We start from the raw sequence: 18,895 nt of genomic DNA on the forward strand, positions 1-18,895 counted from the left end.
ATTCGCCTATTCGGTGCCAGGGCAGCGCCTGGCAAACGCGCTCCTCGACCAATTCGCGGCCCGGTGGTTCCCGAAGCCACTGCACTGGTTCGGTCGCTGGCTGGCGCTGGCGTTCTCCGAAGAACACGTTGTCGACACCCTCGGCATCACGCGGCCGCCGACCGCATTCAGTTACGCGGTACGCCGCCTGGCCCGAGTCGCGGTGTTCGCCAAACGACACATACTGCCGGATCCGCGTGAGGTGTTCCGGCTCAGCGATATCATCGCCGCGCACAAGGATTCAGCGCTGGTCACATCATCGACTTCGGCGTCTGCGACATCGCGGAGCCGGAGATGAACCAGCGCTGGAACCCGACGCGGTACGCACGGACCGCCGAGTACCTGTTCCCAGCATCGCAAGTAGCGGTCGCAGCGTTGGAGTTGTGTGAAGGTGCGGTGCTGCTGGACAGCGCCACAGGTACCGGAAACGCCGCCGCGGTGGCCCTTGCTCATCGAGCACGAGTCGTCGGGGTGGATTCATCGCCCGAGCAGATCGGTGAGGCCCGTGACCGACTCCCGACTGCCAATTTCGTCGTGGCCGACGCGGAAGATCTTCCCTTCCCGACAGCGTCTTTCGACGCTGGCGTGTCGGTATTCGGGGTGATCTTCGCCAATGATTCGATACGTGCTCTCTCGGAGCTGGTGCGATGCGTGCGTCATGGTGGACAAGTCGCGTTCACCACACTCAGCGAAAACGGCTGGCCGAGCAAGGCTCGGGTGATACTGGCCGACGAACTGGATGCACCGCCGCCGTTCTTCCCGAGTCGGTGGAGCAGTGCCGAAGCGGCCGGGCAAGCAGCGGCGCACTCCGGGCTGGAAACGATCGTGGTTCGAACCCACACATTGCGATTGCTACTGGATTCCCAACGAAGTCTCGCCGACCAGGTCACCGAGCGGATGGGTGCACTCGCTGCCATGAGAACACAACTCGAGGCGCAGGACCGGTGGCACCGGGCGCGCGCCCGACTGGACGAATACCTCAATGTGTGTGCACATTTCGATACCAACGGTCCCACGCTTTCTGATCCCTATATCGTGGCGACCGGGCACAAAGCCCGGACCTGAGCAGAGAAAACGCTCATTCGTAGGTGATTCTGCCCGGGCAGAAGGTAGCGGAACCAGACTCGACACCACAGGACATGGCGAAATGCGCGGCTGGGCACTATCAACCGCGTATTTCGTCGGTTACTTCAGGCGATGTCCGGCCTAGGTCTACCAGTAGCCGGCGACCAGGACCAGCTCACCGGTGACCGGCGTCGGCGCGCGCCGAGCGGACGAGATTGTCGAAGGTCTGGGTCGGCGGACCGAGCATCTCACTGATCCTCGTCCTTCACGGAAGCTGTGGCTAGCATCTGACGGCGTAAGCCACGTTGTTCGATCGGATAAGCCGGGGTGAGACTCGGCGCGGGAGGGGTGGGATGCGCCAGATCCTGTTCGCGGCGATGATCGCACTGGCGGTGTCGATCATCTTGACGCCGATGCTGATCAAGGTGTTCGCGCGCCGCAGGCTCGGCCAGGAGATCCGGGTCGAGGGCCCCCAGAGTCATCAGTCCAAGCGCGGTACGCCGACCATGGGGGGGATCGCGATCTTGGTGGGACTGTGGGCCGGCTATGTGGGTTCGCATCTTGTCGCGATGGGGGAGGACGGACAGGGGATCACGGCGTCGGGGCTGTTGGTGCTCGGGTTGGCCACGGCGCTGGGTGTGGTCGGTTTTCTCGACGATTTCATCAAACTGAGCAGGCGACGCAATCTCGGGTTGACCGCGACCGGGAAATACGTCGGCCAACTCGGAGCTGCGGTGATCTTCGGTGTGCTGGCGTTGCGGTTTCCCGACAGCGCGGGGTTGACCCCGGCGAGTAAGCAGCTGTCCTATGTCCGGGATGTCGCGTCGGTGACGTTGCCGTTGATCGTGTTCCTGCTCGTGGCGTGTTTCCTGGTGGTGGCCTGGTCGAATGCGGTGAACCTCACGGACGGTCTCGACGGGTTGGCGGCCGGGACCATGAGTTTGGCGTTGGGTGCGTATGTGATTATCACGTTCTGGCAGTACAGCAATGCCTGTTCGACGGAACCGGACGTCGGCTGCTACCAGGTGCGTGATCCGCTGGATCTGGCGATCGTGTGCGCGGCGGGTGCGGGAGCATGTGTCGGGTTCCTGTGGTGGAATGCCGCGCCTGCGAAGATCTTCATGGGTGACACCGGTTCGCTGGCGTTGGGTGGGTTGCTGGCAGGGTTGTCGATGACCAGCCGCACCGAGTTCTTGATGGCGGCCGTCGGTGCGGTGTTCTTCGCCGAGATCCTGTCGGTGTTGTTGCAGATCGCGGTGTTTCGCACCACCCGTCAGCGGTTGTTCAAGATGGCGCCTTTCCATCACCATTTCGAGCTCAGTGGCTGGGCTGAAACGACGGTCATCATCCGTTTCTGGTTGCTCGGTACTATCGCCGCAGCGGTGGGGCTGATGCTGTTCTACGGCGAGTATCTGTCCGCTGTCGGATAGCGCCCATACTGGTGATCACCGCAGGGTGAGCGCGGTTTCGGCGTCGAGGTGGGTCAGTTTCTGCGGGTTGAGGACGAAGTAGATGCCGGTGATGCGGCCTGCGGTGACAGCGAAAGCCATCACGCCTTCGACTGCGCCGTCCACGCACATCAACAATGCCGGGTGGCCGTTGACGGTCGTGGGTTCGCAGGTGAGTGCGGCGCCGAGTTTGTCGATGCCGCTGAGGATGTAGCGCACGACCTTGTCGACGCCGATGACGGGGCGTTGCGCGGCGCGTTTGATGCCGCCGCCGTCGCTCATGAGCACGACCTCGGGGGCGAGGACGTCGAGCAGGTGTTGCGGGTCGCCGGTGTCCATCGCCTGCCTGAATGACTCGACCGCCGCGCGGGTCTGGTTCGCCGACACCGCTGAACGTGGGCGGCGTGCGGCGACATGCGCGCGGGCGCGGTGCGCGATCTGGCGCACCGCGGCCTGGCTTTTGCCGACTGCGTCGGCGATGTCGTCGTAGCCGACGTCGAATACCTCACGCAGCACGAACACCGCGCGCTCGGTCGGTGCGAGGGTTTCGAGGACCAGCATCAGTGCGATCGACATGCTCTCGGCCAGCTCGACGTCCTCGGCGACGTCCGGTGCGGTGAGCAGCGGCTCGGGCAACCAGGGACCGACGTAGGCCTCTTTGCGGCGTTTCATGGTGCGCAGCCGGTTGAGCGCCTGCCGGGTGGTGATCCGCACCAGATAGGCGCGGTGATCACTGACTTGGCCGGTGTCGACCTGGACCTACCGCAGCCACGTCTCCTGCAGCACGTCCTCGGCGTCGGCGGCCGAACCGAGCATCTCGTAGGCGACGGTGAACAGCAGGTTGCGGTGGGCGAGGAACATGTCGGTTGCCGGGGCGGTGGTGTGGTCGCTCATCTGTGGCTTCTGTCTGTGGTCCCTGGTTGTCGAGGCTGCCGCTCATGCTGCCGGTTGCGCCTCGGTGGGGGTCCGGCGGCGCTTCGCTTCGAGCAGCTGCCTGCGCTTGCCGCCTCCGGAGACGCGGTGCAGGCGATACGAGCCGGGCTTGTGCGCTTCCTCGGCCAGTTGTCCGACGATGCCTCGGCAGATGTATTCCTTTATTGTCGCGCCGGGCCGTCCGCCGATATGCAGCCACACGGCGACGTCGTAGCGGTGCGCGAACTGGAAGATGCCTGCCTTCCGGCCCAAGCTGATGCATTGGCCGGCGAATGCCTGGTTGAGGGTGGCGGGTTGTTCACCGTCGATGTGGCTCAGGACTGTGTCGGCGGCCCGCGCGCCCAGTGGGATCGCGGCCTGGCAGCTCATCCGCAACGGCATATCCGAGGGTGCCGCCGAATCGCCGGCGGCGACGATGTGCGGATCGTCGATGCTGGTCAGGGTTTCGTCGGTGAGGAGGCGGCCCGCGGCGTTGGTGCTCAGTCCGCTGCGTGCGGCCAGATCGGGTACGCCGAAGCCTGCGGTCCAGATGGTGAGGTCGCTGCGCAGGGTGTGCCCGCCGCTGAGCCGGACGGTGTCGGCGGTCACGCCGGTCACCTCCGCGTTCGGGCCGTCGAGGACGGTGACCCCCAGCGCGGTCAGCCGCTTGGCAACTGAACGCCGCCCCCGGGTGTGCAGGTACGGTCCGAGCATCGCACCGCACACCAGGGTGACGGTGCGGCCCAGTTCGGCCAGTTCGGCGGCGGTTTCGATGCCGGTCGGGCCGGCGCCGACTACCGTGATCGAGTCGGTCGCGGGTGTGGTGTCGAGGATCGTCCGCAGCTGTTGCGCGGCTTCCAGAGTGGCAAGGGGATAGGCGAATTCGGCGGCACCCGGCACCTGCGGGTCGGCGCTGCCACTGCCCACCGCATAGATCAGGTAGTCGTAGCCGACGACGCCGCCCGAGGCCAATGCCACGCTGCGCTCGGCGGCGTCGATCCGGGTCACGGAGTCGACCACCAACTCGATGTCCTCGGCGAGTACGTCGCGGTAGTCGACGACCGCGTCGCCGGTTCGGCCCACCAGTTGATGCAGGCGGATCCGCTCGACGAAACTCGGCCGCGGATTGATCAGGGTGACGGTGAGGTCGTCGCGCTGAGTGAGGCGGTTGGCCGCCATGACGCCGGCGTATCCGCCGCCGATCACCAGCACATCGGTGTGCGCGGTCATGGTGTTCTCCTTCGTTCGAGGGGTTCGTGCACAAGACACCGACCGGCCCACCACTGTGACAGTTATATGAGGTGGATCACACAACGGAGTGGTGTGGGGATGTCGAGAATCGGCGCGCGGCGCCGTCCCCTGGGTGAATGCGGCCACAATGGGCCGTACCGACCAAGGAGAACATGATGGCCAAGTACCTGCTGCTCAAGCACTACCGTGGCGCACCGGCATCGGTCGAGGATGTGCCGATGGATCGGTGGACGCCGGAGGAGATCTCGGCCCACGTGCAGTACATGCACGACTTCGCCGCACGGCTGGAGAGCACCGGCGAGTACGTCGACTCGCAGGCACTGTCGCCGGAAGGCACGTTCGTCCGCTACGACGGCCCAGGGCGCCCACCGGTCACCGACGGCCCCTTCGCCGAAACCAAAGACCTGATCGCCGGATGGATGATCATCGACGTCGACAGCTACGAGCGGGCGTTGGCATTGGCCGGCGAGTTGTCCGCAGCTCCCGGCGCGGGCGGTAAGCCGATCCACGAATGGCTCGAACTGCGTCCGTTCCTGAACGAGCCCCCGACCATCACGGAATGACCCACCGTGGATGAGGCGCTGCTGCGCACCCTCACCCCCGCGGTGATCGCGATCCTCGTCCGCCGCGGAGCCGATTTCGCGGCAGCCGAGGATGCCGTGCAGGAAGCCCTGATCGAGGCGGTGCGGGTGTGGCCGGACGATCCACCGCGCGACCCGAAGAGCTGGCTGGTGGCCGTGGCCTGGCGCAAATTTCTCGACACCACCCGCGCCGACACCTCCCGGCGACGCCGCGAGATCCTCGTGGATGCCGAGCCAACGCCCGGTCCCGGTCCGGTCATCGACGACACACTCCAGCTGTACTTTCTGTGTGCGCACCCGTCGCTGACACCGGCCTCGGCGGTCGCGCTCACCCTGCGCGCGGTGGGTGGTCTGACCACACAGCAGATCGCGCAGGCCTACCTCGTGCCCGAGGCGACCATGGCCCAGCGCATCAGCCGGGCCAAACGGACCGTGGCCGGCGTCCGGTTCGACCGGCCAGGTGATCTCGCCACGGTGCTACAGGTGCTCTACCTCGTGTTCAACGAGGGCTACACCGGCGAGGTCGACCTCGCCGCAGAGGCGATCCGGCTCACCCGCCAACTCGCGGCCCACACCGACGATGAAGAGGTGGCGGGCCTGCTCGCACTGATGCTGCTGCACCACGCCCGCCGCCCAGCCCGCACCCGCCCCGACGGCAGCCTCGTGCCGCTCGCCGAGCAGGACCGCAGCCGGTGGGACACGCGCCTGATCGCCGAAGGCGTCGACATCCTCCAGACAGCGCTCGGCCGTGATCGGTTGGGGGAGTTCCAGACCCAGGCCGCGATCGCCGCGTTGCACGCCGACGCCCGCACGGCCGGCGAGACCGACTGGGTGCAGATCGTCGAGTGGTACGACGAGCTGCTGCGCCTCACCGACAACCCCGTGGCGCGCCTCAACCGCGCCGTCGCGGTCGGTGAGGCCGACGGCCCGCGCGCCGGGTTGGCCGCCCTGACCGAACTCGACCCCACCCTGCCCCGCTACACCGCCGTCGCCGCCTACCTGCACGAACGCGATGGTGACCCGGCCACCGCCGCGGGGCTCTACACCGAAGCAGCCCGCGTAGCGTCCAACCTGCCCGAACGCGACCACCTCACCCGCCAAGCAGCACGACTCAACGCGCAACTGCGCCGTTGACAATTACGTTGCCGTCGGCAGCTCAGCACAACCGCGCCGTCGCCACCCAGGCCAACCGGCGCATCCAGACCCGGATCGACGTCATCGACCAGACCAGCGTGCGCTGCACGGCCCCGACGAAGTCCGCCAGGCCGTGCGGTATCGAGCCGCTCGCCGGCCGCAACAAGTGTCATGTGCACGCGCCGGACCGGCAGCGTGGTGCGACGAACATGTCCGCATCCACGGCAAGGGCGGTTCGGTGCGCACCGTGCTGCTCGACGACCGCGGCTACGCATCCACCGAAACCACCCAGATCTACACCCTGCTCGCCGACAAGGTCGCCGACGACGAACGGTTCTGCCGCCGCCTAGGTGCACGACAGTCGGATGCCCCAGGGGCCGAATGGAAGCCCCGCGGGTGCGCCGGGTTCGGCGTGCGAGTGAGCCTTTCGCTCTTATCGAGGACCGGTGCGGGAATTAGATCAAAGCCTGGTACAGGCGTGGTCGCGATCGAACGAGCCGGCGCTTCCGGTGCCAGTGGGGAGATTGCGGGTGGCGTCTGCGACTGCCTCCCCTGGGGTCGGCCCTTTACCGAAGCCCACGATCGGGAACCCTGCGACGATAGCGAGCGGACTCGTCACGACTGCACCACAGCCGTTCGCGAACGTCACCATCGCCCGACAGTCGATGATGCCTTGACCCTTGCACGCTCGGTCTGCGGCTCGAATAGCGTCGGCTTCCGTCGGGTGGTTGACCGAAAACGCGTAGACGTTGCCCCACACGCTGAGGGAAACGGCGCCCCAGTTGACCGGGTCGGCGGTGGCGGGCGGTGCCGCGAGGATGGCAGCGGCGCTCACCGAGAGCACGGCGGCAGCAAAGGACTTTTTGAACATGTGGAGCGTCTTCCTGTTCGCGCCGGCTAGTGCGGCGATCGCATGGAAGATACCGCAGTGCATGGACGCGAGGTCACTCCAAAAGTCTTGGGTCACGACAAAGATCCCCGTCTGAGGACGGTGGCCGTTCGTTGAGCTGGGGGTGCTGGTGACACGATCCCTACCAGCACCCCCATAGCCGGAGGTCGGCAGTCGCGCCACCCCGGGAACTGTCACGCTTGCACCAGCACTGGCCCACACCAACCGACATGCAAAGAGAAGACGATGGCTCCTGTAATCACTGGTCTGAGTCGAAGCAGCGCCTTACAGAAGGGCGGTGAACAGCTCGTCGTGACCGGCTCCGGCTTCCGCGGCACCAACCACGTCTATGTCATCGTCAACGGCCAGAAGTCGACCACGCCGTTGGTCGCAACCGTCGTTCCCGACGGCGACAAGCTCAGTTCCGCAGGGACACAAGGAGTCACCTCGACAACCAAGCTGGGCGAGAACAACCGCATTCAGGTGGTGGAGGACTACCTGCGCAGAGAGATCGACGTCGAAGATGAGGACGGATTCATACAGACCATGTATCTCACCGAAGAGGAACTGCAGGTGATGCTCGACGAAAGATCATCCTAGCGACCCTCCGGCCGAGCCGTGGCGGCGGAAACCTCCCCCGCCACGGCGGCGTAAATCGTCGTCGGCTGGATCAGCGGAAACGGCACCATGTCCGCGACATTCGGATGCTCTGCTGGCCGAGGAACGACGCCGCGATGGGTGGGTCAGGGGCGCAGGAAGGCCTCGGCGATCAGTCCGGCGGTGTAGCGGCGTCCGGTGATGGTGGGGTGGTAGGCCAGGGCTTCATCGCCCGGGCCGACGCCGGTGATCGAGACGTGGCGTTGCCCGTCAGCGGCGCAGACGGAGTTGGCGCCGTCCTGCCATCTGTTGACCATGACGAACCCGGCGCGTTCGGCGGCGCGGGCGACTTCGTCGTTGAGCCGGCGCTGGATGCGGTTACCGAAATCGACGACGTCTTGGCCCATGGTCATCTCGACGATGCAAGCCGCGGCGCGGTCGGGTAGCAGCCGCAGGTAGCCCAAGACGACGATTGTGGCGTTGGGGGCCGCGGCGCGGACGGTGGCGTAGGTGCTGTCGAGGCGGGCGCCGAGGCGGTCGAGTTTGTCGTCGGCTTCCTGGCGAGCCTGGGCGGTGCAGTTGGTTGCGGTGATGAAGCAGTTCTGCAGCAACCCCATGTAGAAGTCCTCGTTGTTGCCTCCAGTCGAGATCGACACGTAGCGCGTGGCCGGGGAGAGCGCGGCCGAACTCTTCTCCACCAGGTCGGCGGTGGTGCCGCCGCAGGCCAGATCGGTGAACCCGACCCCGGGCAGTTGCGCGGCGACCAGGTGGCCCACATCGTCACTGGCTTGGGCACAGTCGGAGGTCATCGAGGTGGTCAGGTAGGAGCCGACCGAGATGAACGAATCTCCCAGCGACACATACTCCGAGCCGCTGGCCGGTGCCGGTTGCGCCGACGCGACGGCGCTGGCACTCAGGCCAAGGACCAGCGCAGCGGTGGCGAGTCCGCGGGTAGTCGGAAGACATTTCATGGACAGCTCCTCAAAGAGATGGTGGTGCGGGGCGCCGCCGACGAGGCGGCGCTGGTGATGACCCGGCCGAGTGAGGGCACGGGTGATCGCCGGCCGTGCAGGCCGGTGGCTTGCGGAGCGCGCGTGAACCTGCCGGGGCTCAGGCCTCCCGGTCCGGGCGCTGCGGCCGAGTTCGGGCGAGGACGGTCTGGACGCGGCCCAGGCGATCGGCGAACTGCGCAGGGTCCAGTGGTTCGGGGGCATCGATGATCCACTGAGCGAACGACATCGTTGTGCCGGCGGTGAAGTAGGCGCCGATCTCGGCGGCGAGGTGGTCGTCGAGGTCATCGAAGAGCTGCCGGGCCGCGGCCTGGCTGAACGGCGCGAACAACTCACCGACTTGCCGGTGCGCCGCATAGGCGCACGAGCCGGTCAGTAGCGCGCGGTAGAAGCGGCGGTGCGCGGCGAAGTGAGCAGCGAACTCGGCGATCGGCACGGACTGCTCGCCGGCTGGTCCGGTCGTGGCACGGGCCAGCTCGATCATCGCCGGGGCCAGCTCGCGCGTCATCAGCTCTACCGCTGCCGCGACCAGCAACCCGTCCAGATCACCGAAGTGCTGATACAACACCCGGCGGCTCACCCCGGCGGCATCGGCGAGCTCGGTCACCGAGAAATCCGTGGAGCCGTGCGCGGTCACCACGGTCACCGCCGCGGCCAACAACGCCGCTCGGGTGCGGCGCACGCGGGGATCAGAGCTCGTGTCGGGATCGGTGTTGTGCGGCGGTTCACTCACACCATGATAATGCACAACTGTTACTAAAATGACAAGTGTTACTTAATTTGGCTCGGCTGGTTCGAGGCGATCGAGACAAGCTTCCGATTCATAGCCTGATGCCCTGGAACGCCGGTCAAGGTTCCAGAGCATCGGCCGGTATAGGGGTGCTACCGGCTGAAACCGCGCCACTGCCTGCGGTAGCTATCCCGGCCGGTCAGGCCCTCGAACAGGTGGCCGGGGATCGGTTGCGACACGCGAACTGGCGGACGACGGCCTGCTGAGCGACCCAAACCGGCCCAGTCTGACGCCATCGGCAAGCGGGTCCGGCGCGCCTGCTGTCGCTCAGCTTCGGAAAGACGCATCAGGTTGTGCATGAGTTCCATTTCCTCTCTGCGGGAACCCCGCTCGGCCACTGCTCGCAGTACCGCTCGCTGCATGCGCAGGATCCGGATCTGGACGTCGAGAGCCTCGGCGTGAGCCGTGGCGACAGCGGTCACAGAGGTCTCGTGCGCCAGCACCGGGCCACGGTAGACAGACCGATCCCCAGTTCGCGCAGGGTGCGCACCAATTCCAGGCGTGCGGCGGCATCGGCGTCGTAGAGTCGGTAGCCGGTCGGGCTGTGGGCGGTCGGCGGCACGATCCCCTTGTCGGAGTAGAACCGAATCGTCTTGACCGTCAGCCCGGTCCGCTCGGCCAGGGCCCCGATCGTGAAGAGCATGTCGTCGTCCATTCCCCAACCTTCCCGTCTCCCCTTGATGGAGACTCGAGCTCGGGCGTGAGCTCGTGCGCGAGCCGGTCGTAGGTTCCCGCTGTGCCTGCTCGTGGGCGTGAGCCATATGTTCCACCAGGACCTCGTTGTCCATTCGGAACACCTGACGACGGGCCTGCGGATGAACCCGTCGCGGCGGGTGCCCGTCGTGCCATTCGGTCGCAGATACCCTGCGCAATGCCCTCGGCGGAAGCCGAGAACACCACCGCCGCCGACGGTTTGCCACCTGCCAGGCGTGTGCTCACAGGAGGCGACGCACGGCTTCGACGATCGCGCGGCGGCGGTCGTCGGTGCTCTCGGTCGCGGAGGCGGGCATGCTGGTGGCGTTGCTCGGGTTCCACGCAAGAGCAATGCTCAGGACGAAGGTCAGCAACGCGGTGGGGGAGAAGTCGGAGCCTGGGCCGCCCTCCTTCTGCACTGCGGCAAGCGCCTCCAACTTGGCCTCGCGCGGCGGCGATGTGCCGGCAGGGTCCCGGTCGCCACGCTCGAGGCGCTGCCACGTGGCTAGTCGGATGACCTCGGGGTGCTGCTGGCAGTAGTCGAAGATCCGTCCCGCGTATTCGGGGAGGTCGTCGGGGGTGAAGGGGACCGAGTTCAGGCCGTGGGTGACGTGGGCGTCGAGGACCGCGTCGAAGAGTTGCTCCTTGTTGCAGAAATAGATGTAGATGAGGTTCTTGTTGGCCGCCGCCGTTTTGGCGATCCGATCCACCCGGGCTCCGGCGATTCCGTACGTGGCGAACTCGTCGGTGGCGGCCTGGAGGATGCGGGCCTTGGTGGCGTCAGCTCGGGACATATGGGCCATCGTAATTGGGACTAACTAGTTAGTTGCGCGCTCGTTGGCGGCCCCGCCGGCCCGCCGTGTCAGCCGATCCCGAAGACGGCGAAGGCTGCATCCGACGCGAAGAGCAGCACCGTGCACCACAGGGCGATCCCGGTCATCAGCGAGCGGATCAGCCGCCAGCGGGGGATGCCAAGCGCGGCACCGAGCAGCGCTGAGCCCCAGGTGCCGAAGAGTGCGGGACCCGCGATACCGAAGCCCACCACGCCGTACCGGTCGAGGACTCGCCGTGCCCGTCGACCCGCGCCGCCCGAGAGGCGGGCATCGCCGGCGGGCGCCTTTCCGGGACCCGCACTGACGGCGACTGCCGCGCCCTTCGCCGAACCGCCTGGTAGCGCGGCCGAGTTCCATCGGACACGCCAGGACCGCCAGTGCAGCCGGACGCGTTCCATGGCGAACACCGCGAAGACGACACAGCACGCCGCCCCAAGCAGCACTGCGAACATTGCGACCGGGCCGGGCAGGGAGAGCGAGAGGCCGATGGGGACAGCGGGGGTACCGAGTGCAAAGCCTGCGAGCAGAGTCCAAACGAATCGCCCCATACGGATTCCTTCCAGCTGCATCGTGCGCTCCGCTGAGCGGCTCCAACGACCATGTACCTAACTAACTGGTTAGTATATGTCCATGGAACACATCGACACGGCGCTGAGCGAGTTGGCGGCCGGCAAGTACCTACTGCTCACCACATTCCGCCGGGACGGTAGGGCGGCCCCCACCCCGGTCTGGGTGATGCGCGACGGCCAGGCGCTGGCGGTGTGGAGCGCGGCGGACGCCGGCAAGGTGAAGCGGATCCGCAACGGGGGCCGGGTCACGGTCGCCTCCTGCGACTGGCGCGGCAAACCGCTCGGCGCCTCGATGCCTGGATTCGCCGAAGTGCTTGCGCCGGACGCAAGTGCGCACTTCATCGATCTGATGAAGCGCAAGTACGGACTGGTCGCTCGGGTCGGGCTGCTGGGCAGCGCGCTGCGCGGGGGCTCCGAGCGCATGGCGGGCATTCGGATCCGGCTGGACGGGTAAGCGAGTGCTGCTCGACCCCGGTCCAGCAGACCTGCCTCGGTTGCCATGCGTGCGCCCGGCGGTATCCGTTCCGCGGATCCGCGCGACCCGATCCCGGCTCAACGCTTTGCTGGTGTCCGGCGGCGCGGGCGGGCTCGCAGCAGGACCAGGGGATCATCGACCAGCCGCTGCTGCTCGCGCCAGTAGGGTGCCGTTAACAACCGTGTCACCCAATACATGAAGCCGCGGTGGGCCTGGTAATCGCTACCTCACTCCTGTTCGGGCGTCGGTGTGCGGTAGCGGTGCAGTGATGCCTTGGGGATGCTGGTCCTGCTCGTGATCTCGCCGAGGCAGCTTCCCTGCTTGCGGATCAGCCGGGCGTAGTCGATCTTGTCGTCGGGCCAGGCGACGGGTCGGCCGCCACGGCGGCCCTTGGATTCGGCGACGGCGCGGGCGTGGGCGGCGCGTTCGGCGGTGAAGGTGCGTTCCATCTCCGCGAACAGCGCAAGGAGTAGGAAGGCGATGCTGGCCATGATTCGTCGGACTCGGCGGGTCAGTGCGTGATCGTGTCCGGGAAGCCGAACATTGCGACCAGCGCCGGATCGTGGAACTTGATCACGTGGGAGACGCCGGTGGCTGTGGGTGCCAGGACCACAACTCCGTCTGCTCGCAGCGTGCCGTCCGCGTCTCGGTGATACACGACGGCTGCCGGTTGACCGTTGGCGGTGGTCGCGATCATCCGCCAATCGCCGGGCGTGCCCAGCACGTACGCATCGAGTATGTGGATGCACATCGCCCGGCCCGACTGCCAGTCGCCGAACGGCGTCGCCTCCAGGGTGGCGTCGATGCGCAGCACCTGTGCGAGCAGGCTCGCATCGGAGCGCTCGAACGCCGCGATATAGCCGTCGAGCAGCGCCCGCGCCCGCTGGTCGGTCGGCTCGAGCAGTTTCTCCGGCTCGGGCTCCAACTCGTCCAGCCGGGCGCGGGCCCGCTGCAGGCCGCTCTTGACCGCCGCAGTGGTGGTGCCGAGGATCTCTGCGGTCTCGGCCGCCGAGAACGCGAGCACCTCACGCAGGATGAGCATCGCTCGCTGGCGGGCAGGCAGATGCTGCAGACTCGCGATGAGCGCCAGCCGCAGCGCTTCGCGTTCGACCACCACCGCGGCCGGATCGCCATCGAGTGGTGCGATCTGTGCGTCAGGAAACGGCTCCAGCCACGAGACCTCCCCCGGCGCAACGGGACTCGGCGCACGATCAGGTCCGTCGTACGGGCCGGCCAGACCTGACGGCAACACCCGAATTCGACGCCGCTTCAACGCCTTCAGACAGACATTGGTGGCGATCTTGTAGAGCCAGGAACGAATCGACGCTCGGCCCTCGAATCCGGAGTAGGACCGCCACGCCCGCAGATAGGTCTCCTGCACCAAGTCCTCGGCGTCGTGCGCCGAGCCGACCATGCGGTAGCAGTGCGCCAGCAGTTCCCGGCGGAACCGTTCGGTCTCGACGGTGAACTGGTCTCGATCCGGTGCCGCCCGCAGATGCGATGTCACGCCGCCAGCCTAGTGATCAGACTTCGTTGAGCTGCAGAACCACGCCGCGAAAGGTCGCGTAGAGGGCCAGGTTCGCTCCGGGGTCCTCGGCAGTACATCGGCCGACGGCTGATCCGAGCGCGGCCTCCGAGGCAGTCATATCGTCCCAGTCCAGCATCACGACCATTTGGCACGGCTCGCCGATCGCGGCTACCGGCTCGTCACCGCGCGTGTACCGGCGTAGGCCCGGATACTGTTTCGCCAACGGGATGTGGACATCGTTGAAGTGACGTTCGAATGCGTCGATGTCGGTGCGAGTGTCATACATCACGACGAATCGGGCCTTCTGTTTTCTGGCCGGTCCACGGGTTGCGGTCATCGGTCTTCAACTCCTGTCATGGGCATTTTCCGGTGCGGTATAGCACGACAACGGCACTGGTCATCGTGATGGCCTCCAAGCCGACTCGGCGGGTCCGTCCCGGAGCCGGCAGCAGTCGTCGTCTTCGGCGAACCGGTACTGTCGCCCAGCTCTGCTGCGTACCTGGTGACCGAGCCGACACGACCTCCACCACCATGACATTCAAGCTTTCAGGGCAGCAGTGCCAGCTTGCCGACGGTGGCCCTGCTCTTTAATTCCGCCAACGCTTTCGGTCCGTCGGCCAAGTCATAGGCGGTGGGCTGGGCGGGGGCAAGCACACCGGCGGCTATCAGCATGGATAGCTCGCCCATGACCTCGCCGAAGATCTGCGGTGCGGCGTGGATCAGCACGCCGATGTTGAGACCGATGAGATGGACCTGATGCTTGTACACAAGATCCCAGTTGGTGATCGCGGCTTCACCGCCCGCCAAGCCGTAGACGACGACCCGACCGGTGACCCGCTTGGCTGCGGCCAGACTGGCCTCGAAGGTGGCGCCGCCTGCCGATTCGAGCACCACATCGACGCCGGCTCCACCGGTCCGCCTCAACACCTCGGCGGCGAGGTCGCCGCGGACGGAGTTCAGAACGTGGTCGGCGCCCAGAGCCAGCACTGTCTCATGCTTGGCCGGCGAGGCGGTGGCGACAACTGTCGCGCCATAGTGCTTGGCGATGGCGACCGCGGCCTGGCCGGTCGCGCCCGCCGCGGCCTGGACCAGCACGGTCTGCCCGGCGGTGATGCCGCCCAGGGGCTTGAGTGCAGCCAGCGCGGTGGGCCAGTTGACCATCAGCCCCAGCGCCTGTTGCTCCGTCCAGTTGGGTGGCACGGGCACCGCCGCGGCCGCGGGCAGCACCATGTACTCGGCGAAAGCGCCGTCTGCGACACCGACTACACGAGTCCCCGGCTGCGGGCTTGTCACCGCCTCGCCTACCGCGACAACCTCACCGGCGGCCTCGAAACCCGCCAGATACGGTGGCCGCGGGCCGTCCCCGAACGTGCCGTGGGATTTCGAGATGTCGGCGAAATTGACACCGGCTGCGGTGACGCGGATCAGAACCTCGCCCGGACCGGGGCTCGGTACCGACGCGTCGGTGATCAGACGCATGTCCTGCGGGCCATTGAGGGAGGTCTGCTGCAACGCGCGCATGGTCGCGGGAATGCTCATCGGCGATCAGCCTTTCTTTCTCGGCATACATGATCGAGACCGGCCTGTCGCGCGGGCCGCGCCTCCACCATGTAGACCCCGGCCACCGTAGAAAGGAATCGACAGCTCCCCAACCTCAGTTAGCTTCCGCTGGGGGTGAGCCGGCTGGTCATGTTGAGCTTGACCTCGCCGTAGGCCAGGACGTGTTCCCAGAACAGTGGTGGCACCCCGCGTTTGTCGGCCGCTGTGACGAGAACCTCGCCGGTGTGGGGGTCGTCCATCAGGTCCTGGATCATCAGGGTTTGACGTAGACCAGCGAGGCTTGCACGCCCGGTTCCTGCTCGTCGGCCCGGTTGGATGACAGTTCGCCGGTCTTGCCGTAGTAGATGACGCTGGTTGGCGCGGTGACACGACTCGATGACGTTGAGCCCTCCCTCGACCTACCGCTGAAGTTCTCGGCTGCGCAGGTACCGGCACCGAAAGATTGTCTTCTGTGCCCGGCCGGGCGCGTCATCGCCGGTGCGAGACCTGGCCACAGCCCGGGTTCGCCGGCTGCGGGCCGGTACAACTTGCACTCTCATGAACGCTCTCGGACCCCCGGGTCTGATCCCGCCATAGAATTGGTACGTCTGTACCAGCGGCCACAGTTTTCCTTCCGGCCCCCATTGCCGTATTCGGCGTTGCGTGGCGACTGAATCCACCCCAGCGCGACGATCTTCATCGGAAGGGGCGCATAGTCCTGACCACCGATAAGGTTCACTTATCGGCGGTCAGGAAGTAAGGGTTCATCAAGAGTCTCACCAGGTTTCGTTTCCGTAATTGCGTCGCCACAAACGAAACAAACGCTACGATTCTCGGATGGCGAACGTATGCAACTATCCAAGCTGTGCCCGACCGGTGGTCAAGGGCGGCGGTCCGGGCAGGCCGTCGGAATACTGCGATCTGCCCGAGCACACGCGGTGGCGGGCGTGGCGGGAACGTCAACGGCAACAAGGGGAGTCGACGGCACCGGGGGATTCCGTCACTGTGACGCAGCCGGGTCCGGCGGTGGCCGCGCGTGTGCGTGCCGATGAGCTGCTCGAACAATTCCGCGGGCTGGCCAAGCAGTTGGGTGCGACAGTCGATGCGGCCGTCGCCGAACTCGCGACCCTGGCCGATCCATCGGTGGCCGAGGTGCAGATCCAGCAGATCCAAGCCGACGCCGCCCGCCGCATCGCCGACGCCGAAGTGGCCACCGCGGATGCAGAACAAGCGCGCCGCGACGCCGAGGAGCGGCGCAAGCGCGCGGAAGAAGCCGCCGAAGACGCCATCGCGGCCACGGAAGCGGCGGAGGCGCGTATCGGCGCCGCCGAAGCCACGGCCTCCGAGGCGGCGGTCGCGCGCGATGACGCGCTGCGGGAAGTCGAATCGGTGACCACCCGAGCCGCTGATGACGTCTTCGCCGCCCGCAGCGCCGCCGAAGCCGAGATCCGTGCTGTCCGTCAGGAAACCGCCGTCGAAATCGAGCGTCTGCGCGAGCAGGCCCAGGAAGAGATCGACCGTGTGCGCAGTGCCGGTGCCGCCGAGATCGAGCAGATCCGCCGCACCGCAACCCAACAGGTGACCGCGGCCGCCGCCGAACGCGACCTCGCCGTCCAACGGTTCGCCGATGCCGAACGTTCCGCCGAACGCTCCGAACGCACTGCCGCCGAACGCGCGGAAGCGATCAAGGACACCCGCTCGGAACTGCATCGTGTGCGCACCGACCTCGATCGCAGCCGCGCCGAGCTCGACCGGGTACGTTCCGACCTCGCGGACACCCGCCTCAGCACGGCCGCCGACCTCGCCGCCGCCCGTGCCGAGGCCGCCGCGGCGATCGAAAAGGCCGCGGACGACACCGCGCAACGCATCGCCGCCCTCGACGACGCCCGCGCCCAGACCTTGGCGCGCGCCGAACGTGCGGAGCGTCAACTCGACGCACTGATCGGGACCGGCGCACGACCACGGGAGTAGAGGGGTCGCTAAGTCGGCGCGGGGCCTCAGCGTCGGCGGCTACTTCTTTACTCCTCCGAAGGGGCACTACCCCTGCTGACGGGTCGACCGAGATACATAACAGACCTGTGTCGGGGTTCTACATCGCGCTAGGAAATCTCCTCGAGCTCGCTTGGGCGCCATTGCTTGTCGAACCAGGGCTGAAGTGGTCCATACAGGCGCAGTATCGGGAACCAGCTCTTACCGGGAAGTGTCTGGATCCAGTTCCGTTCCTTGCCGGCAGGTGCGGTGGGGCCGAACCAGAGCGCGATCGATCCGTCGGGCTCTTTCTGGACAGTGCCACTGAGGCTCATCAGACTCGGATACGGATTGTCGGTCTGCAGGAGGGATCTGGTTTGGGTGTCGTAGACGTCAACGGACCAGAAGTTCTTCGCTGGAGGGTTGGCCGGCAGCGTCAGCTTGTAGGTCGTGGAACCGTCGAGAATGCGGCCCTGACCGTCCTCGGCGGTGTAGGCGTAGGCCGAACCGGCACCGACCTGGGCGTGGGCCATCGCCGGTGTGATCACGGTGGCGAAGTAGTGGAACTGAGTGCGGGCGTCGAGCAATCGCGCGTGTTCATGGAGGAACTCGTAGCTGCCGCCGACAAAGGCTTCTTTCCATGACGACCCATCGAACACGAAGGCCTCCGGATCACGGGGGAAGTAGACGAGGGCGCGGCTCATGCCGGCGGCCGTCTTCGCCGCCGCGTCGAGGATGCCGCGGAGTCGCTCGTCGGGCTCGAATCGCTTCCCGTGCACGATCCCAATGGCGGCCAGTTGACCGGCCCGCTCCGGATCGAGTGCGGTCGACGGCTCCTCCTGGACCAGTTCGGCGATCTCTTCGAAGAAGCTGAAGTCGTTGGCGTGCACGGTGTTGAAATTCTTGTCCGCGACGTTGACGAAGTTCAGGGCTGGCGGGTTCTCGGCATCGGCCAGCGGATAGACGCGAGTGTGCTTGACCGACTCGACCCCACCGAGCGTCCTGAAGACCACCCAGTTGGTGAAGGTCGCAGGCCGGTACACAAAGTATCCGTCGGGGACGTCGCCGCCGTACCCGGGCGGTAGGTACAGGTACTTGCCGCCCTTGCCCTGGTCGGGTCCGGCGATGCCCATGTCCGCGACGTAGCGGAACCAGAAGTCGTCGACGACGCACAGCGAGTCCGTGGGTGGCTCGATGACCACCGGGCCGATGCGCAGGTCGATGAACATCGTCGCGTAGGTGGTCTCGGTGTTCGGGGTCAGGAAGTAGCTTCTCGAGTTCGCCCGGGGTTCGGTGTAGGCCACCGTGTTCAGTCCGTCGAGCCCGATGCTGCGAAAGCCCCGCCGCATCGCCACCAGCGAGGCGCCGGGTACCGCGTTGAGGAAGACCTTCACACCGCGGAGGAAGTCCAGGCCGTCGTAGAGAGTACGGACTGTGTCGGGAAGCGGCACGCCATCGAAGAAGTCGAACGTGCCGATCGGGGTCGACACGTGATCGGGAATGCCGATCCGGGTCAACTCCTCGGCGAGCGGGGTGTCGGTGTTGCCCATGGTAATTCCTTACGAGTCGGCAGG

General features: G+C 66.4%; 23 protein-coding genes and 1 pseudogene. 8 read left to right on the plus strand and 16 right to left on the minus strand.

Annotation, left to right across the window (positions count from 1 at the left end; all coding sequences use genetic code 11):
• The first annotated feature begins 13 nt into the window (after positions 1–13).
• The 3 genes from GV792_RS01555 to mraY all read left to right on the plus strand — a co-directional run bounded on the left by GV792_RS01555 (position 14) and on the right by mraY (position 2,534).
• Complete coding sequence (locus GV792_RS01555; protein WP_163821775.1) at positions 14–337, plus strand: hypothetical protein; 324 nt, start codon at positions 14–16, stop codon at positions 335–337.
• Complete coding sequence (locus GV792_RS01560) at positions 334–1,104, plus strand: class I SAM-dependent methyltransferase (RefSeq protein ID WP_163821776.1); 771 nt, start codon at positions 334–336, stop codon at positions 1,102–1,104. Before GV792_RS01555 ends, GV792_RS01560 begins: the two co-directional genes overlap by 4 nt.
• Positions 1,105–1,457: 353 nt before the next feature.
• Complete coding sequence (mraY, locus tag GV792_RS01565; protein ID WP_163821777.1) at positions 1,458–2,534, plus strand: phospho-N-acetylmuramoyl-pentapeptide-transferase; 1,077 nt, start codon at positions 1,458–1,460, stop codon at positions 2,532–2,534.
• A gap of 15 nt (positions 2,535–2,549) precedes the next feature.
• Here mraY and GV792_RS01570 read toward each other — a convergent pair.
• Together GV792_RS01570 and GV792_RS01575 are read right to left on the minus strand one after the other, a co-directional pair.
• Positions 2,550–3,446, minus strand: a pseudogene (locus GV792_RS01570) (RNA polymerase sigma-70 factor).
• A gap of 42 nt (positions 3,447–3,488) precedes the next feature.
• Positions 3,489–4,694, minus strand: a complete 1,206-nt coding sequence (locus GV792_RS01575; RefSeq protein ID WP_163821778.1) for an NAD(P)/FAD-dependent oxidoreductase — start codon at positions 4,692–4,694, stop codon at positions 3,489–3,491.
• Positions 4,695–4,870: 176 nt separating this feature from the next.
• On the opposite strand from GV792_RS01575, the gene GV792_RS01580 reads away from it, so the two are divergent.
• Positions 4,871–5,278, plus strand: coding sequence for a YciI family protein (locus GV792_RS01580; RefSeq protein WP_163822192.1), 408 nt, complete (start codon positions 4,871–4,873; stop codon positions 5,276–5,278).
• A 6-nt stretch (positions 5,279–5,284) separates the two neighbouring features.
• A complete protein-coding gene (locus GV792_RS01585) occupies positions 5,285–6,430 on the plus strand; it encodes an RNA polymerase sigma factor (RefSeq protein WP_163821779.1) in 1,146 nt (381 codons plus the stop codon).
• Between the two features lie 460 nt (positions 6,431–6,890).
• On the opposite strand, the gene GV792_RS01590 is transcribed toward GV792_RS01585, so the two are convergent.
• Positions 6,891–7,397, minus strand: a complete 507-nt coding sequence (locus GV792_RS01590; protein WP_309139061.1) for a DUF4189 domain-containing protein — start codon at positions 7,395–7,397, stop codon at positions 6,891–6,893.
• Between the two features lie 168 nt (positions 7,398–7,565).
• On the opposite strand from GV792_RS01590, the gene GV792_RS01595 reads away from it, so the two are divergent.
• Positions 7,566–7,919 carry an IPT/TIG domain-containing protein gene (locus GV792_RS01595; protein ID WP_163821780.1) on the plus strand — a complete coding sequence of 118 codons (354 nt, stop codon included), beginning with the start codon at positions 7,566–7,568 and terminating at the stop codon, positions 7,917–7,919.
• A 143-nt stretch (positions 7,920–8,062) separates the two neighbouring features.
• On the opposite strand, the gene GV792_RS01600 is transcribed toward GV792_RS01595, so the two are convergent.
• The 6 genes from GV792_RS01600 to GV792_RS01620 all read right to left on the minus strand — a co-directional run bounded on the left by GV792_RS01600 (position 8,063) and on the right by GV792_RS01620 (position 11,790).
• Positions 8,063–8,887 (minus strand): SGNH/GDSL hydrolase family protein, encoded by an 825-nt coding sequence (locus GV792_RS01600; protein ID WP_163821781.1) that lies wholly within the window; start codon positions 8,885–8,887, stop codon positions 8,063–8,065.
• Positions 8,888–9,026: 139 nt separating this feature from the next.
• Positions 9,027–9,659, minus strand: a complete 633-nt coding sequence (locus tag GV792_RS01605; protein ID WP_163821782.1) for a TetR/AcrR family transcriptional regulator — start codon at positions 9,657–9,659, stop codon at positions 9,027–9,029.
• Between the two features lie 149 nt (positions 9,660–9,808).
• Entirely contained in the window at positions 9,809–10,159 is a 351-nt protein-coding gene (locus tag GV792_RS29375; RefSeq protein WP_256673726.1) for a hypothetical protein, read from the minus strand.
• Entirely contained in the window at positions 10,135–10,371 is a 237-nt protein-coding gene (locus tag GV792_RS29380; RefSeq protein WP_256668634.1) for a MerR family transcriptional regulator, read from the minus strand. Before GV792_RS29380 ends, GV792_RS29375 begins: the two co-directional genes overlap by 25 nt.
• A 280-nt stretch (positions 10,372–10,651) precedes the next feature.
• Positions 10,652–11,203 carry a TetR family transcriptional regulator gene (locus tag GV792_RS01615; protein ID WP_163821783.1) on the minus strand — a complete coding sequence of 184 codons (552 nt, stop codon included), beginning with the start codon at positions 11,201–11,203 and terminating at the stop codon, positions 10,652–10,654.
• 68 nt (positions 11,204–11,271) lie between these two features.
• Positions 11,272–11,790 carry a hypothetical protein gene (locus GV792_RS01620; protein WP_163821784.1) on the minus strand — a complete coding sequence of 173 codons (519 nt, stop codon included), beginning with the start codon at positions 11,788–11,790 and terminating at the stop codon, positions 11,272–11,274.
• An 82-nt stretch (positions 11,791–11,872) separates the two neighbouring features.
• Here GV792_RS01620 and GV792_RS01625 point away from each other — a divergent pair, with 82 nt between their 5' ends.
• On the plus strand, positions 11,873–12,265 hold the full coding sequence (locus tag GV792_RS01625; RefSeq protein ID WP_163821785.1) for a PPOX class F420-dependent oxidoreductase: 393 nt from the start codon (positions 11,873–11,875) through the stop codon (positions 12,263–12,265).
• Between the two features lie 248 nt (positions 12,266–12,513).
• Here GV792_RS01625 and GV792_RS01630 read toward each other — a convergent pair whose 3' ends face one another.
• From GV792_RS01630 to GV792_RS01655, 6 genes are all read right to left on the minus strand, one after another.
• Complete coding sequence (locus tag GV792_RS01630; RefSeq protein ID WP_218581177.1) at positions 12,514–12,777, minus strand: hypothetical protein; 264 nt, start codon at positions 12,775–12,777, stop codon at positions 12,514–12,516.
• A gap of 20 nt (positions 12,778–12,797) precedes the next feature.
• Positions 12,798–13,781 carry a sigma-70 family RNA polymerase sigma factor gene (locus tag GV792_RS01635; protein ID WP_175583903.1) on the minus strand — a complete coding sequence of 328 codons (984 nt, stop codon included), beginning with the start codon at positions 13,779–13,781 and terminating at the stop codon, positions 12,798–12,800.
• A 28-nt stretch (positions 13,782–13,809) separates the two neighbouring features.
• Positions 13,810–14,151, minus strand: coding sequence for an EthD family reductase (locus GV792_RS01640; protein ID WP_163821787.1), 342 nt, complete (start codon positions 14,149–14,151; stop codon positions 13,810–13,812).
• Positions 14,152–14,360: 209 nt separating this feature from the next.
• Positions 14,361–15,353: a zinc-binding dehydrogenase gene (locus GV792_RS01645; protein ID WP_163821788.1), complete on the minus strand. Its 993-nt coding sequence runs from the start codon at positions 15,351–15,353 to the stop codon at positions 14,361–14,363.
• 119 nt (positions 15,354–15,472) lie between these two features.
• On the minus strand, positions 15,473–15,613 hold the full coding sequence (locus GV792_RS01650) for a hypothetical protein (RefSeq protein ID WP_163821789.1): 141 nt from the start codon (positions 15,611–15,613) through the stop codon (positions 15,473–15,475).
• Between the two features lie 14 nt (positions 15,614–15,627).
• On the minus strand, positions 15,628–15,846 hold the full coding sequence (locus GV792_RS01655; protein WP_163821790.1) for a hypothetical protein: 219 nt from the start codon (positions 15,844–15,846) through the stop codon (positions 15,628–15,630).
• Positions 15,847–16,190: 344 nt separating this feature from the next.
• Between GV792_RS01655 and GV792_RS01660 the strand changes: the two genes are divergently transcribed.
• Positions 16,191–17,324 carry a hypothetical protein gene (locus tag GV792_RS01660; RefSeq protein ID WP_256673727.1) on the plus strand — a complete coding sequence of 378 codons (1,134 nt, stop codon included), beginning with the start codon at positions 16,191–16,193 and terminating at the stop codon, positions 17,322–17,324.
• A gap of 128 nt (positions 17,325–17,452) precedes the next feature.
• Here the strand turns inward: GV792_RS01660 and GV792_RS01665 are convergent, their stop codons facing one another.
• Positions 17,453–18,871: a DUF1254 domain-containing protein gene (locus tag GV792_RS01665; protein WP_175583850.1), complete on the minus strand. Its 1,419-nt coding sequence runs from the start codon at positions 18,869–18,871 to the stop codon at positions 17,453–17,455.
• Positions 18,872–18,895: the final 24 nt, after the last annotated feature.

The sequence above is a fragment of the Nocardia cyriacigeorgica genome (genome assembly GCF_010868145.1).
In the GTDB taxonomy this organism is placed as follows: Bacteria; Actinomycetota; Actinomycetes; order Mycobacteriales; family Mycobacteriaceae; genus Nocardia; species Nocardia cyriacigeorgica_D.

Coding starts and splice junctions, on each gene's coding strand:
- GV792_RS01560 (WP_163821776.1), top strand. CDS start 334: ATGAACCAGCGCTGGAACCCGACGCGGTACGCACGGACCGCCGAGTAC.
- mraY (WP_163821777.1), top strand. CDS start 1,458: ATGCGCCAGATCCTGTTCGCGGCGATGATCGCACTGGCGGTGTCGATC.
- GV792_RS01575 (WP_163821778.1), bottom strand. CDS start 4,694: ATGACCGCGCACACCGATGTGCTGGTGATCGGCGGCGGATACGCCGGC.
- GV792_RS01580 (WP_163822192.1), top strand. CDS start 4,871: ATGGCCAAGTACCTGCTGCTCAAGCACTACCGTGGCGCACCGGCATCG.
- GV792_RS01595 (WP_163821780.1), top strand. CDS start 7,566: ATGGCTCCTGTAATCACTGGTCTGAGTCGAAGCAGCGCCTTACAGAAG.
- GV792_RS01600 (WP_163821781.1), bottom strand. CDS start 8,887: ATGAAATGTCTTCCGACTACCCGCGGACTCGCCACCGCTGCGCTGGTC.
- GV792_RS29380 (WP_256668634.1), bottom strand. CDS start 10,371: ATGGACGACGACATGCTCTTCACGATCGGGGCCCTGGCCGAGCGGACC.
- GV792_RS01615 (WP_163821783.1), bottom strand. CDS start 11,203: ATGTCCCGAGCTGACGCCACCAAGGCCCGCATCCTCCAGGCCGCCACC.
- GV792_RS01620 (WP_163821784.1), bottom strand. CDS start 11,790: ATGGGGCGATTCGTTTGGACTCTGCTCGCAGGCTTTGCACTCGGTACC.
- GV792_RS01625 (WP_163821785.1), top strand. CDS start 11,873: ATGGAACACATCGACACGGCGCTGAGCGAGTTGGCGGCCGGCAAGTAC.
- GV792_RS01630 (WP_218581177.1), bottom strand. CDS start 12,777: ATGGCCAGCATCGCCTTCCTACTCCTTGCGCTGTTCGCGGAGATGGAA.
- GV792_RS01640 (WP_163821787.1), bottom strand. CDS start 14,151: ATGACCGCAACCCGTGGACCGGCCAGAAAACAGAAGGCCCGATTCGTC.
- GV792_RS01645 (WP_163821788.1), bottom strand. CDS start 15,353: ATGAGCATTCCCGCGACCATGCGCGCGTTGCAGCAGACCTCCCTCAAT.
- GV792_RS01650 (WP_163821789.1), bottom strand. CDS start 15,613: ATGGACGACCCCCACACCGGCGAGGTTCTCGTCACAGCGGCCGACAAA.
- GV792_RS01655 (WP_163821790.1), bottom strand. CDS start 15,846: ATGACGCGCCCGGCCGGGCACAGAAGACAATCTTTCGGTGCCGGTACC.
- GV792_RS01660 (WP_256673727.1), top strand. CDS start 16,191: ATGGCGAACGTATGCAACTATCCAAGCTGTGCCCGACCGGTGGTCAAG.
- GV792_RS01665 (WP_175583850.1), bottom strand. CDS start 18,871: ATGGGCAACACCGACACCCCGCTCGCCGAGGAGTTGACCCGGATCGGC.